Raw genomic sequence first — 13,920 nt, forward strand, 5'->3', positions numbered from 1 at the left:
CGCCGACGGGCCGCCCGGGACAAAGAAGAGGCAAGAACCTATCGGGTTCCTAGGTGGTTGCCCTTCTTTCGGGGAAGATCTGGCCCAAGAGCCCCGCAGCACCCGGATCAGAAGTGGAAGAGTCATATCTATGCAGGTCTGGCCGGGACAGACGTATCCCCTCGGCGCCACGTACGACGGCGCCGGCACCAACTTCGCGGTCTACTCAGAGGCCGCCCACCGAATCGAGTTGTGCCTGCTGCACGACGACGGTTCAGAAACGGCGGTGGAGCTGCGCGAGACGGACGCCTTCGTACGGCACGCCTATCTGCCGGGCATCATGCCTGGTCAGCGGTATGGCTTCCGAGCCCATGGCCCGTACGAACCGGAGCGGGGACAACGCTGCAACTCCGCCAAACTGCTCCTCGACCCGTACGCACGTGCGATCAGCGGCAGCATCGAATGGGGTGAGTCGGTCTACGGCTACCACTTCGGCAGACCGGACTCCCGCAATGACATGGACTCCGCACCGCACACGATGACCTCGGTCGTCGTCAATCCGTACTTCGACTGGGGCGACGATCGTCTACCGCGTACGGACTATCACCGTACGGTGCTCTACGAGGCCCATGTGAAGGGTCTGACGATGCTCCACCCGGCCCTCCCCGAGGAGCTGCGCGGCACGTACGCGGGGCTCGCGCATCCGGCCGTGATCGAGCATCTGACGGAGCTGGGCGTCACCGCGCTGGAGCTGATGCCGGTGCACCAGTTCGTCAACGACCACCGGCTGGTGGACGCCGGCCTCAGTAATTACTGGGGCTACAACACGATCGGTTTCTTCGCCCCGCACAACACCTACGCGTCCTGGGGCGACCGGGGCGAGCAGGTCCTGGAGTTCAAGCAGGCCGTACGGGCGCTGCACCAGGCCGGTATCGAGGTCATCCTCGACGTCGTCTACAACCACACGGCGGAGGGCAACCATCTCGGCCCGACCCTCTCCTTCCGGGGCCTCGACAACACGCAGTACTACCGGCTGGGCGAGAACGCGCGCTACTACACGGACACGACGGGGACCGGGAACTCGCTGCTCATGCGCAGCCCGCACGTGCTCCAGCTGATCATGGACTCGCTGCGCTACTGGGTGACCGAGATGCATGTCGATGGCTTCCGCTTCGACCTCGCGGCGACGCTGGCCCGCCAGTTCCACGAAGTGGACCGGCTGTCGTCGTTCTTCGATCTGGTGCAGCAGGACCCGGTGGTCAGCCAGGTGAAGCTCATCGCCGAGCCCTGGGACGTGGGCGAGGGCGGCTATCAGGTGGGGAACTTCCCGCCGCTGTGGACCGAGTGGAACGGCAAATACCGCGACACCGTACGGGACCTGTGGCGGGGCGAACCGAGAACGCTGGCGGAGTTCGCGTCCCGGCTCACGGGCTCGTCCGACCTGTACCAGGACGACGGGCGCCGGCCGCTGGCCTCGATCAACTTCACCACCTGCCACGACGGCTTCACCCTGCACGATCTGGTCTCGTACAACGAGAAGCACAACGAGGCCAACGCCGAGGGCAACCGGGACGGCGAGAGCCACAACCGGTCCTGGAACTGCGGGGTGGAGGGCGAGACCGACGATCCCGAGATCATCGAATTGCGCAACCGCCAGATGCGGAACTTCATCGCGACGCTGATGCTGTCGCAGGGGGTGCCGATGCTCAGCCACGGCGACGAGTTCTCCCGTACACAGGGCGGCAACAACAACGGCTACTGCCAGGACAGCGAGGTCTCCTGGGTCCGCTGGCCCGAGCCGGGCGCGGAGACCGACAAGGGCATGCTGGCCTTCACCCAGTCGATGGTGTGGCTGCGGCGCGACCATCCGGTGTTCCGGCGCAGGCGCTTCTTCCACGGCCGTCCGGTGGAGGGCACGCACGACGACCTGTCGGACATCTCGTGGTTCACGCCGGAGGGCGGCGAGATGACCCAGCAGGACTGGCAGGCGGCGCATGCCAAGGCCATGACGGTCTTCCTGAACGGTGGTGCCATCTCGGAGCCGGGGCCGCGCGGTGAGCGGATCTCGGACGACTCGTTCCTGTTGATGTTCAACGCGAGCGCCGAGGAGCTGGAGTTCGTGGTGCCGGTGAATCACGGCAGGGAATGGCAGGTCATGGTGGACACGGCCCGCCCGGAGGGAGTGGTACGGGGACAGGGGGAGAAGGTCGACGCGGGTGAGCGGCTCAAGATGATCGGCCGCAGTATGACGGTGCTGATGCGTCCGGCGTAGACGATTTGGTACGGCGGGGCGGCGAACCCTGGGCCCTGGCGCGGGCTCGGGCGCCGGGAAATCCGGTTGCCACGCTGCCCCGCCGGTGCTCCAGTGGCCTGATGAATCATGACGCGGTACTGGCACTGTTCGACCGGGAGATGCGACGGGACGCGCGGGACGACGGCTCCGGCGCCCGGGTCGAACGCGCCGGTGCCGTCGTACGCCAAGTCGGCGCCGCGCACGACTGGAACGGCGTGCTCTGGTCGGACCTGGACGACGGCACGGCGGCGTCGGAAATCGCCGCGCAGACCGCGTACTTCACCTCGCTCGGGCATGGCTTCGAGTGGAAGCTGTACGCCCACGACCGCCCCGACGACCTGGCGGCGCGACTGCTGGCGGCCGGGTTCGCACCCGAGCCCACCGAGGCACTGATGGTCGCGGAGACCGCGGGCCTGCCGACCGACGTCGAGCCGCCCGAGGGCGTACGGCTGCTTCCCGTGACCGACGCGGCGGGCGTGGCTCTCGCCGCGGAGGTTCACGAGCAGGCGTTCGGCTCGGACAGCACCCGGTTGAGAGAGCGGCTGTCGGCCCAGCTGTCCGAGGCTCCCGACACGGTCTGCGCGGTCGTCGCCGTGGCGGGCGGCAGACCGGTGAGTGCGGCCCGGATGGAGCTGCCGCCGGGCGCGCCGTTCGCCGGGCTGTGGGGCGGAGGCACGGTGGCGGAATGGCGCGGCCGGGGCATCTACCGGGCCCTGATCGCCCATCGGGCCCGGATCGCCGCCGCCCGCGGCTACCGCTACCTCCAGGTGGACGCGTCGGACGAGAGCCGCCCGATCCTGGAGCGGCTGGGCTTCACGGTGCTGAGCACGACAACGCCGTACGTGTACGAGCGCCGGTGACGATGACGCCCAACAGGGACCCCGAGGCGGGAAGGGACAGCTCTCTCAGGACCGCAAGAGGCGGGCACACAGGGGCGAAACGGACAAGCACGCCGGAGCCTCCCGCCCGCCGTGCCCGTACGCGTGAGCCGATGAGGCAGAAGCCGCTGAGCTGGGTACGTACGATCGTATGACGCCCACCGCGACCTACCGGCTCCAGCTCCAGCCTGACTTCACCTTCTCGGCCGCCGCGAAAGTGGTGCCGTATCTCGCGGCGCTCGGGGTCTCACATCTGCATCTGTCGCCGGTCCTGGAGGCCGTACCGGGCTCGGCTCACGGCTACGACGTCGTCGACCACGCGTCCGTCCGCGCCGAGCTGGGCGGCGAACAGGCGCTGCGGCGGCTGGCCGGCACCGCCCGTGAGTACGGTCTCGGGCTCGTCCTCGACATCGTGCCCAACCACATGGCCGCGGCGCCCCGGCACAACAAGGCCCTGTGGGACGTGCTGCGCGAGGGCCGCGACTCGTCGTACGCCCGGTGGTTCGACATCGACTGGGAGGCGGGCGGCGGCCAGATGCTGCTGCCGGTGCTCCCGGCCCCCCTCGGGGACGAGCTGGGCGCGCTGCGCGTCGAGGGCGGCATGTTGCACCACGGCGATCAGCGGTTCCCGCTCGCGGCCGGCACCGCGCACCTTCCGTTGCCGGCGTTGCTCGACGCCCAGCACTACCGGCTCGCCTGGTGGCGGCTGGCCCGCACCGAGCTCAACTACCGGCGCTTCTTCACCATCCCCGAGCTGATCGGCGTGCGCGTCGAGGACCCGGAGGTCTTCGCCGCCACCCATGCCAAGATCTTTGAGCTGGTACGGGACGGCGTCGTCGAGGGGCTGCGCGTCGACCATCCGGACGGGCTCGCCGACCCGCAGGAGTACCTGCGGCGGCTGAACGAGGCGACGGGCGGCGACTGCTGGACGGTCGTGGAGAAGATCCTCGCCGACGACGAACCCCTGCCCGCCGGCTGGCCGGTCGCCGGCACCACCGGCTATGACGCGCTGCGCCATATCGACGGAGTGTTCACGGACCCGGCGGGCGCCGCGGCGCTGGAGCGGCGCTACCGCGATGTCACGGGCCCCGTCGGTGACCGGGGCGGCTACTGGGAGGGCACGGTCCGCCGGTCCGCGTACAAGGTGGTCATCCACGAACTGGCCGCCGAGACCGCCTTCCTCGTCCGTACGGCCGGGCGCGTCTGCGCCGCCGACCCCGCGCTGCGCGACCACGCCCCCTGGGCGCTTCGCACGGCGATCCAGGAACTGCTGGTGCGCGTCCCCGTCTACCGTCCGTACACGACGGCGGGCGGTCCCTGCCCCGAGGCCGCCGAGGCGGCGGTCTCCGAAGAGGCGGTCCGGCAGGCGAAGGCCGCGTTCCCGGTGGAACAGGAGGCCAGGGCCGTGGACGTGGTGCGGGAGCTGGCACTCGGCAGGCTCGGTACGGGACCGGACCACACCGCGTTCTGCGCGCGCTTCGCCCAGACCGCGTCCGCGCTGCGCGCCAAGTCCGTCGAGGACACGGCGTTCTACCGCTATGTGCCGCTGATCAGCGCGAACGAGGTGGGCGGCGATCCGGGGAGCCCCGCGGTGAGCCCGGAGCGGTTCCACGCGTACTGCGCCCGGCTGGCGCGTGACTGGCCGTCCACCGGCACCGTACTGACCACGCACGACACCAAGCGCAGCGCGGACGTACGGGCCGCGATCGCCGTCCTGTCCGAATGCCCTGAGCGCTGGGACCAGTTGCTGGAACGGGTGGCCGGGGTCGTGGCGCCGGATCCGCAGTTGGCCTGGCAGGCGTGGCAGACGGCGGTGGGCTTCACTCCGTACGGCGAGAGCGGGGAGAGCGGTGCTCCCGACGGCGCGCGGATGGTGCCCGCGCTGCTGAAGTCCGTACGGGAGGCGGGCCTGCACACCAGCTGGACGGAGGCCGATCCGCTGTACGAGCAGGCGGTGAGCGACTTCGTCGGAGCGGGCCCGGCCGGTCCGGGCCGGCGGACGGTCGCGGCGTTCAACCGCGGACTGGGTCCGTACGCACGGGCCGGCGCCCTGGGCGCGGCGCTGGTGCAGCTGACCATGCCGGGGGTGCCCGACCTCTACCAGGGCACGGAGCGGGAGTATTTCGCGCTGGTGGACCCGGACAACCGGCAGCCGTTCAGGACCGGACCGCCCGACGAGAAGACAGTGGTGACGACGGCGGCGCTACGGCTGCGTGGCGAGCGGCCGAAGGTGTTCAGCGAGTCCGGAACGTACACCCCGCTGTACGCGACCGGACCGGCCGCCGCACACTGCCTGGCCTTCTGCCGCACGGGCGAGGTGATCACCGCCGTCACGCGGCTGCCGCTGCGGCTGGCGGAGGCGGGCGGCTGGGCGGGAACGGAGCTGACGCTGCCGGAGGGGCGATGGGCGGATCTGCTGGCGTCGCCGGGGCGGGAGTTCGAGGGCGGTGAGGGCGGCGGTCCGGTGGATCTGGCACTGCTGTTCGCGGAGCGTCCGGTGGCACTGCTCAGCCGCCAGAGCTGAGGGCCGTACGGCTGGTACGGCTCCTGCAACTGGTACGACGCGTACGGCTGGCTCCGCCTCCGGCGTGGGCCTACTTGGCCGAGTGCGCGGAGAGCCGGAAGCTCATCTGTCCGAAGCTGACCATGTCGCCGTCCCGTACCACGACCGTCGCGATCACCCGCCGCCCGTTGACGGTCGTGCCGTTGGTCGAACCGAGGTCGCGCAGGATCCACTGCCCGCCCCTCGTGGTCAGTTCGGCGTGCACCCGCGAGACCGTGTCATGGCTGAGCCGCAGCCCGTTCAACGGGTCGCGGCCGATCCGCAGCGCGTACGGACCGGGTTCGGGCAGCAGCAGTTTCGGCAGCCGCTCGGACTGCCAGGCCCTGCGCAGCCGTGACGAGAACGCGGATATCCGGCCCACCGTCCCGAACACCCGCCGCGACCAAGGGCTTTCGGTCTCCAGGTCCGCGGTGAGCATCTTCAGTTCGTCGGACTGGCGGGCCACCAGCGCCAGATCCATCCGGCGCACGAAGGTGTCGTGCGACAGCTTGCCCTGCGCCGCGCCTTCCCTGAGTACCGCGAGGACACGGTCGCGCTCGGCGTCGGAAGGCCGCGCGGGAAACGTGGAGAACTCGGAGAAGGACGTCACAGAGCTGATTGTCCGTCGGACGGCCCTGGAGTGTCCAGACGGTTCGTGCCGGCCGGCCGCTCGTCGCGCCCCGCGCATCACCTCGCCGTCCCCCTTCGGCCACTCCGTCCTCACTCTCCAGCTGCTCTGTCGTCTCCCTCCAGCCGTTCTGTCGTCTCCCTCCAGCCGTTCTGTCGTCTCCCTCCAGCCGCTCTTTCGGCCGTCCCTCCCGGTCGCCCCCGGACCGCTCGCCAGAAAATCCGGGCACAGCCGTTTACAGAGTTGCCGGGCGGCGCTACGTTCCGAAATGGGAGCGCTCCCATTCTCCCCGTTGTCATGATCACGCCGAAGGGACTCGCGCGATGACACGCCCCCCACTGCGGTGGTTACACCCCCACAGAGCCGCACTCCTCGCCCTGCTGGCCGTTCTCCCCGCCCTCCTGCTGGTCTTCACCAGCGGTGACTCCTCCTCCGCCCACGGAACCCCCATGCAACCCGCCAGCCGCACCTTCATGTGCTGGCGCGACGGTCTCAGCAGCACCGGCGAGATCAAGCCCATCAACCCCGCCTGCAAGGCAGCCGTCGCGGAGAGCGGCACCACACCCCTCTACAACTGGTTCTCCGTGCTGCGCTCCGACGGTGCGGGCCGCACCGAGGGCTTCATCCCCGACGGCCAGCTGTGCAGCGGCGGCAACACCACGTTCTCCGGCTTCAACAAGGCCAGGAACGACTGGCCGCTGACCCACCTCACCTCGGGCGCGTCGCTCGACTTCTCCTACAACGCCTGGGCTGCGCACCCCGGTTGGTTCTACGTGTACGTCACGAAGAACGGCTTCGATCCCACCGCCACCTTCGGCTGGGACGACCTGGAGGACCAGCCCTTCCTGACCGTGGACCACCCGTCGGTCACCGGCCAGGTCGGCACCGTGGAGGGCGCGTACAAGTGGAAGGGCACACTGCCCAGCGGCAAGAGCGGCCGTCACATCATCTACATGGTGTGGCAGCGCTCGGACAGCAACGAGACCTTCTACAGCTGCTCCGACGTGGTCTTCGACGGCGGCAAGGGCGAAGTGACCGGCGTGGGTGACCCCGGCGACACGTCGACCGAACCGCCCACGGACCCCACGGCCACCTGCACCGCCACCCGGAGGACCACCGGCTCCTGGTCGGGCGGCTACCAGGCCGAGGTCACGGTGAAGAACACCGGCGCCAACCCGATCCTCGGCTGGATGGTCGACTTCGCCCTGCCCGCCGGCCAGAAGGTGGACAGCGTCTGGAACGGCAGCGCCACGTACAGCGGCCAGGAAGTGATGGTGCACAACACCGACTGGAACGGCTCACTGGCGGCCGGCGCCTCCACCACCTTCGGCTATGTCGCCTCCGGCGGCCCACCGGACACCGCCACCGCACCGCCCTGCACGGTCCACTGACCACCGCCCCCTGACCCCGGTCCACTGACCGCAGCCACCGACCCTGCCCACCGGCCCCGGTCGGTGCACCGGCCGACCCCGACCTCGACCCCGGCACCCGCACCCGCACCCGCACTCGCACTCGCACTCGCACTCGCACTCGCACCATCGGATGCCGGACCAGGCCCGGACCACCGCTCCCACCCCCACCCGGAGCGGCGGGCCGGGCCTCCCCCTTCCCCACGGGCCACTGCCCCCCCCTGCGGGAGCCCCCGTACGACACCCAGATGTGTCCACCGATTCACCGTGATCACCGGGCCCCCGGCCGCCTCTCTTGTCACCATGAGAGGGACAGTGCGGATGACAAGGCCGACGACAAGGGGGAACCACCCGTGCAGTTCGAGGTGTGGGCACCGCAGGCGCGGGAACAGGTCGTACTCCATGGTGAGCACGCCACCCGGCCCATGGACCGCGATCCGGACCGGCCGGGCTGGTGGACCGCCGAGGCGCCCGCCGGTGACGGGACCCGGTACGGCTTCGCGCTCGACGGCGGCCCCGTACTCCCCGATCCGCGCTCCCGTCGCCAGCCGGACGGGCCGGACGGTACGAGCGCGGTCGTCGACCCGACCGCCTACGAGTGGCGCGTCCCGTGGCCGGGCCGCGACCTGCTCGGCGCGGTCCTCTACGAGCTGCACATCGGCACCTTCACCCACGAGGGCACCCTCGACGCGGCGGCCGCGCGGCTCGCCCCGCTGGCCGAGCTGGGGATCACCCATGTCGAACTGATGCCGGTGTGCCCGTTCCCCGGTACCCACGGGTGGGGGTACGAGGGAGTGTCGCTGTGGGCGGTCCACGAGCCCTACGGCGGGCCCGAGGCGCTCAAGCGCTTTGTCGACATCGCGCACGGTCTGGGCCTCGGCGTCGTACTCGACGTGGTCCACAATCATCTCGGCCCGGCCGGCAACTATCTGCCACGCTTCGGCCCGTACTTCACCGACACCCACCACACCCCCTGGGGCGCCGCGGTCAACCTCGACGCCCCCGGCTCCGACGAGGTGCGCGCGTATCTCCTCGGCAGCGCGCTCGCCTGGCTGCGGGACTTCCGGCTGGACGGGCTGCGGCTCGACGCCGTACACGCCCTCGCCGACCACCGCGCGCTGACCTTCCTCGAAGAACTGTCGACGGCCGTCGACTCCCTCTCCGCCGATCTGGGCCGGCCGCTCTTCCTGATCGCCGAGTCCGACCTCGGCGACCCGCGCACCACCACACCCCGCACGCAGGGCGGCCTCGGGATCCACGCCCAGTGGAACGACGACTTCCACCACGCCCTGCACACCGCCCTCACCGGCGAATCCCAGGGCTACTACGCCGACTTCGCCCGCGCGCCGCTCGCCGCGCTCGCCAAGACCCTCACGCGTGTCTTCTTCCACGACGGTACGTATTCGAGCTTCCGGGGCCGGACGCACGGCCGCCCCGTCGACCGTACGAGAACGCCCGCGCACCGTTTCCTCGGCTACTCCCAGACCCATGACCAGATCGGCAACCGGGCCCTGGGCGACCGGCTGTCGGCCTCCCTCTCCCCCGGCCTGCTCGCCTGCGGCGCCGCGCTCGTCCTGACCGGACCGCACACCCCGATGCTCTTCATGGGCGAGGAGTGGGGCGCGTCCACGCCCTGGCAGTTCTTCACCGACCACCCCGATCCGGTCCTCGCCGAGGCCGTACGGGCGGGCAGGCGCCGGGAGTTCGCGGCGCACGGCTGGGCCGAGGAGGACATCCCCGATCCGCAGGACCCCGCGACCAGGGAACGCTCCTGTCTGGACCGCTCCGAGATCGCGAGGGAGCCGCACGCACGCCTGCTGGCCTGGTACCGCGAGCTGATCGCCCTGCGCCACGACCAGGCGGACCTCTCCGATCCGGACCTGTCGGCGGTGACGGTGGCCTACGACGAGGGGGCGCGCTGGCTGGCCTACCGCAGGGGCGAGGTGCTGATCGCGGTGAATCTCTCCCAGGAGACCCGGGAGATCCCGCTGAGCCCCGGAGGCCGGGTGCTCGCCGCCTGGGAGCGGGTCGAGCCGCCGGGCGAGGACGGGGTGCTGCGGCTGCCGCCGGAGTCCTGTGCCGTACTGGCCGAGGGCTGACGGCCGGCCCGCCCCAGGGCTGAGAGGCGGGCCGGCGGTGGACTGAGGGGCGGGCCGGCGCTGGGCTGAGGGGCGGGCCGGCGGTGGACTATTCGACGATCGCCAGTTCGCGGGGCGTGTTGTTGAGGCGGCGGCCGGCGGTCTCCGTGACCGTGACGATGTCCTCGATCCGGACGCCGAAGCGCCCCGGGAGGTAGATGCCGGGCTCGACGGAGAAACACATGCCCGGCACCATCGGCCGGTCCTCGCCCTCGATCATGTAGGGCGGCTCGTGGGTGGTGACGCCGATGCCGTGGCCGGTGCGGTGGATGAAGTACTCGCCGTATCCGGCCTGTTCGACGACCGCACGGGCGGCCCGGTCGACCTCCTGGCAGGCGGCTCCCGGCCGTACGGCTTCGAACCCGGCCTGCTGGGCCGCCCGTACGACCTCGTGGACGCGCCGCTCCTCGGCTCCGGGCTCGCCGACATGGACGGTACGGGTGGTGTCGGAGCCGTATCCGTCCTTGAGTCCGCCGAAGTCGAGGACGACCATGTCGCCCCGCCCGATGACGCGTTCGCCGGCCTCGTGGTGTGGATCCGCGCCGTTGGGTCCCGAGCCGACGACGGTGAAGTCCACCTGGGAGTGGCCGTGTTGGAGGAGGAGCGCCGCGAGGTCGGCGGCCACGTCCGTCTCCCTGCGCCCGGCGAAGCGGACCTTCAGGATCTCTTCGTACGTGGCGTCGGCGGCGGCGCCGGCCGCCTCGACCCTGGCCAGTTCCCGCGCGTCCTTGACGGCGCGCAGCATGGGGAGGGCCTCGGTCAGGGCCACGTACGAGGTGCCCGGCAGGGCCTGTTGCAGGGCGAGCAGATGCATCGCCCAGGCGTTGTCGCTGACGCCGAAGCGCCCGGCGGGGTCGAGGAGCGGGGCCGTCACGGCGTACGGATCCTTGCCGTCGGTCCAGTCGCGCAGAGTGAGCGCCGCTGCCCCGGCGGCCCGCGCGGCGTCCGGTGCCTCCAGCGTCGGCACCACCAGCACCGGCCCGAGGCCCAGGGCCTGGATCTGGGCCTCGTCCTCCTCCGGGGCCCGGCTCGCTGGGACGACGAGCATCGTGAGGCGTTCGGTGTCGGCGGTCGGCCGGTAGCCGGTGAGGTAGACGAGATCGGGGCCCGGCGCGACGAGCACTCCCGCCAGCCCGGCATCGGCGGCCGACCGGGCGGCACGGGCCATCCGGGCACGGTAGTCGTCCGCGGTGAAGGGCGCGGGTGTGGTGGGCATGGGGCCTCCCTGTCGGCTTTCGGCGGCGTGCCTCGTACCGAATCGAACGCGTGGAACGCTCAACTCGTGTGGAGCGTATGGCGTACTCGGCGTCAGTTGCCCGGGGAGCCCTGTTCGACCAGCCGCTCCAGCAGCTCCTGGAACTCTTCGCCGACGACGATCCGCAGCCCCTCGCCGTCCTCGTCCTCGTCGCTGAGCTGGGTGAGCGTACCGCCGCGCCACCAGTAGACGTACGGGCTGATGGCCCCCGGGGTGTCCTCGTACCCGGAAGCGGCGAAGGACGCCATGGCGTTCAGCGACGGGATCATGGTCGTGTCCCGGATGACGTGGAAGGCGAGCTGATGCCGGAAGGGCATCGCGACGAGCGCTCCGTCCGGTGGTATCCGCTGCCCGGTGACCTGCCGGACGACGGTGTCCAGCGCCAGGACCCGGCTGGCGGTGTAGAACGAGTCGCCCAGCACCACCTCGAAACGTATCCCTCCGGTGTTCTTGACGGTCTCCCTCCCCTCGACCGGCAGCTCGCGGAGATTGCCCAGCGCCCGGTCACGCAGCTGCTGGACCTCGCCGAGCGGCTCCAGCGCCTCGTCGGTGAGCATCATGACGCTCTCGGGGAGGTCGAGGGCGAGCACTTCGTACAGCCCGGGGGCGACGGACCGGGCATAGCCGAAGGCCTGCGGGTCGAGGCTGTCCTGACTGATCACCCGGGGGTAGAGCTGGGCGCGGATCTGCTCGGGCGACAGCGTTTCGAGGGCGGAGGGGCTGTCCATGGTGCGCAGCACCATTCCGGCGTGCCTGCGGGCCAGTTCGCCCCAGACGCGCGGGCCGCGGTCGTCGTTGTGACACACGGCGGCGAGATTGCCGAGGCCGAACTGGCGGCCGGCACTGTCGGTGGCCATGTCCGCGTAGAGAGTCACCTCCAGGCCGAGCTCGGCGAAGGCCTCCCGGACCTGGGCACGGAAGTGCGCGGCCTCGTCGACCGAGAAGAAGGAGAACGCGGGGTCCCGAGGCATGTCGCGTCCATCGCGCTTCGGGCCTCGCCGGAAGAGCCTCACACCATCGCCTCCACCTGTGTCTTTACGCGCGCTCGGCGCCGCGTCGTCACTGTCTGTCCGCCGTGTCGTCGTTGCCTGTTCGCGGTCTCGCTCGCTGTTGTCCGCTGGCCTGCACCGTCTCGTCCACTGCCTCACGTCACCTGACCGTGCAACCTTCGATGTTAGTCGCCGAGTGTGACAACGAGGTGTGCGCGGTCCCCGGGAATTGAGCGAGGCCGCCCGCCTTGCCCGGACAGTAGTCATACGTATAACGTCCGCCGCATGTCATATATCGCCCTGATCACCCTTGTCGTCGACGACTACGACAAGGCCATCGCCTTCTACCGGGATGCCCTCGGTTTCGAACTGGTCGAGGACACCGACCGCGCCGACGGCTCCCGCTGGGTCGTCGTCCGCCCGCTCGGAGCCGGGGGACCGACGGAGGCGATGGCCGGATCGGAGGCGAAGCCCGCGGCGGGATCCACCGGTCTCCTGCTGGCGCGCGCCAAGGACGACGCCCAGCGCGCGGCCATCGGCGCGCAGACCGGCGGCCGGGTCGGCTTCTTCCTCCACACCGAGGACTTCGCCCGCGACCACGCACGCATGCGGGCCGCGGGCGTCCGTTTCCTCGAGGAGCCCCGCCATGAGCCGTACGGCTCGGTCGCGGTCTTCGAGGACCTCTACGGCAATCGCTGGGACCTGCTCCAGCCGGCGCGGGGCGCGTAGGAAGCGCGGAGTTCGCGCCTGGACACGGCCTGACTCAGCTGTTGACCAGATCGATGTAGCGGTCCCAGTCCCAGAGCGGGCCCGGGTCGGTGTGCGTGGCACCGGGCACCTCGCTGTGCGCGATGATCCGGTCGCGCGTCTTGGGGATGCCGTACCTGTCGCAGACGGCGGCCGTGAGGCGCGCGGACGCCGCATACATCGCGTCCGTGAAGTACTCCGGCCTGTCCACCCAGCCCTCGTGCTCGATGCCGATGCTGCGGGTGTTGTAGTTCCAGTTGCCCGCGTGCCAGGCGACGTCCTTCTCCCGGACGAACTGGCCGACATACCCGTCCGCCGAGGCCACCATGTAGTGCGCGGAGACCTCCTTGGCCGGGTTCTGGAAGATGTCCCGCGCGTCCGGGAAGGTCTCCTGCGTCACGTGGATGACGACGAAATCGACCTTGTACTGCGTCGGGCGGGAGGCCACCGAGTAGTTGGAGGCGCTGGCCGGGATCCAGTGCGTGGGCGGGTAGTTGACGGCGGCACTCCGGCGGTCGGTGGCGAGGGCGGCGCTGGAGGGTGCGGCGGCGAGTCCGAGGGCTGCGGCGCCGAGATACGCACCGGACCGGAGCAACGTGCGCCGGGATGTGCGCCGGGGCGGGGTGGGGCCGTGGGTCTCCATGAGAGTCTCCCGAAATACGTAGCCGGGGCGAGGCGGGACAGAGCGGGGCAGGACGGAGCGAGGCGGGGCTGACGCACGGAGCGCATCCCGCCCCATACTGAATTTCCGACAGGGCCATGCCAAGAATCGCAGGCAAACACAGGCAGACAATCCCGGGCGAAGAGAGAAATCGCCTCTCGGCATGGACCTCCGACAGGTGAAACACGGCCCGGTCAGGGCACGTTGAACCCGTACAGGCCCCTGTCCTACCGCTCAGCCGCTCCCGCGCGGGGGAACGCCACGCGCTTTTCCCCGCGCCGGACCCCACTCGGCCCCGGAAGCGGGGAGCGGCGCTCGCCGGACAGGTGTGGGGGCGAGTGGTGCCGCGATGCGTGGCGCCGGTACCGTCGGGCGCGAGATCGAAGCAGCGACCACGGCGA

General features: G+C 70.6%; 10 protein-coding genes. 6 read left to right on the plus strand and 4 right to left on the minus strand.

Annotation, left to right across the window (positions count from 1 at the left end; all coding sequences use genetic code 11):
- The first annotated feature begins 130 nt into the window (after nucleotides 1-130).
- The 3 genes from glgX to treY all read left to right on the plus strand — a co-directional run bounded on the left by glgX (nucleotide 131) and on the right by treY (nucleotide 5,674).
- A complete protein-coding gene (gene glgX, locus ACIQD6_RS19060; RefSeq protein WP_401883975.1) occupies nucleotides 131-2,251 on the plus strand; it encodes a glycogen debranching protein GlgX in 2,121 nt (706 codons plus the stop codon).
- A gap of 101 nt (nucleotides 2,252-2,352) precedes the next feature.
- Nucleotides 2,353-3,132, plus strand: coding sequence for a GNAT family N-acetyltransferase (locus ACIQD6_RS19065; protein WP_401883977.1), 780 nt, complete (start codon nucleotides 2,353-2,355; stop codon nucleotides 3,130-3,132).
- Nucleotides 3,133-3,301: 169 nt separating this feature from the next.
- A complete protein-coding gene (treY, locus tag ACIQD6_RS19070; protein ID WP_401883979.1) occupies nucleotides 3,302-5,674 on the plus strand; it encodes a malto-oligosyltrehalose synthase in 2,373 nt (790 codons plus the stop codon).
- Nucleotides 5,675-5,744: 70 nt separating this feature from the next.
- Here the strand turns inward: treY and ACIQD6_RS19075 are convergent, their stop codons facing one another.
- Nucleotides 5,745-6,302, minus strand: coding sequence for an FHA domain-containing protein (locus ACIQD6_RS19075; protein WP_401883981.1), 558 nt, complete (start codon nucleotides 6,300-6,302; stop codon nucleotides 5,745-5,747).
- A 341-nt stretch (nucleotides 6,303-6,643) separates the two neighbouring features.
- Between ACIQD6_RS19075 and ACIQD6_RS19080 the strand changes: the two genes are divergently transcribed.
- Complete coding sequence (locus tag ACIQD6_RS19080; RefSeq protein WP_401883983.1) at nucleotides 6,644-7,711, plus strand: lytic polysaccharide monooxygenase; 1,068 nt, start codon at nucleotides 6,644-6,646, stop codon at nucleotides 7,709-7,711.
- 371 nt (nucleotides 7,712-8,082) lie between these two features.
- Entirely contained in the window at nucleotides 8,083-9,828 is a 1,746-nt protein-coding gene (gene treZ / locus ACIQD6_RS19085; protein WP_401883985.1) for a malto-oligosyltrehalose trehalohydrolase, read from the plus strand.
- Between the two features lie 88 nt (nucleotides 9,829-9,916).
- On the opposite strand, the gene ACIQD6_RS19090 is transcribed toward treZ, so the two are convergent.
- Nucleotides 9,917-11,083: a M24 family metallopeptidase gene (locus tag ACIQD6_RS19090; RefSeq protein ID WP_401883987.1), complete on the minus strand. Its 1,167-nt coding sequence runs from the start codon at nucleotides 11,081-11,083 to the stop codon at nucleotides 9,917-9,919.
- A 92-nt stretch (nucleotides 11,084-11,175) separates the two neighbouring features.
- On the minus strand, nucleotides 11,176-12,135 hold the full coding sequence (locus ACIQD6_RS19095; RefSeq protein WP_401883989.1) for a hypothetical protein: 960 nt from the start codon (nucleotides 12,133-12,135) through the stop codon (nucleotides 11,176-11,178).
- Between the two features lie 261 nt (nucleotides 12,136-12,396).
- Between ACIQD6_RS19095 and ACIQD6_RS19100 the strand changes: the two genes are divergently transcribed.
- Nucleotides 12,397-12,840 carry a VOC family protein gene (locus ACIQD6_RS19100; protein WP_401883991.1) on the plus strand — a complete coding sequence of 148 codons (444 nt, stop codon included), beginning with the start codon at nucleotides 12,397-12,399 and terminating at the stop codon, nucleotides 12,838-12,840.
- Nucleotides 12,841-12,874: 34 nt separating this feature from the next.
- On the opposite strand, the gene ACIQD6_RS19105 is transcribed toward ACIQD6_RS19100, so the two are convergent.
- Nucleotides 12,875-13,501 carry an N-acetylmuramoyl-L-alanine amidase gene (locus ACIQD6_RS19105; RefSeq protein WP_401883993.1) on the minus strand — a complete coding sequence of 209 codons (627 nt, stop codon included), beginning with the start codon at nucleotides 13,499-13,501 and terminating at the stop codon, nucleotides 12,875-12,877.
- Between the last annotated feature and the right edge of the window lie 419 nt (nucleotides 13,502-13,920).

It is taken from the genome of Streptomyces sp. NPDC088400 (genome assembly GCF_044753355.1).
In the GTDB taxonomy this organism is placed as follows: domain Bacteria; phylum Actinomycetota; class Actinomycetes; order Streptomycetales; family Streptomycetaceae; genus Streptomyces.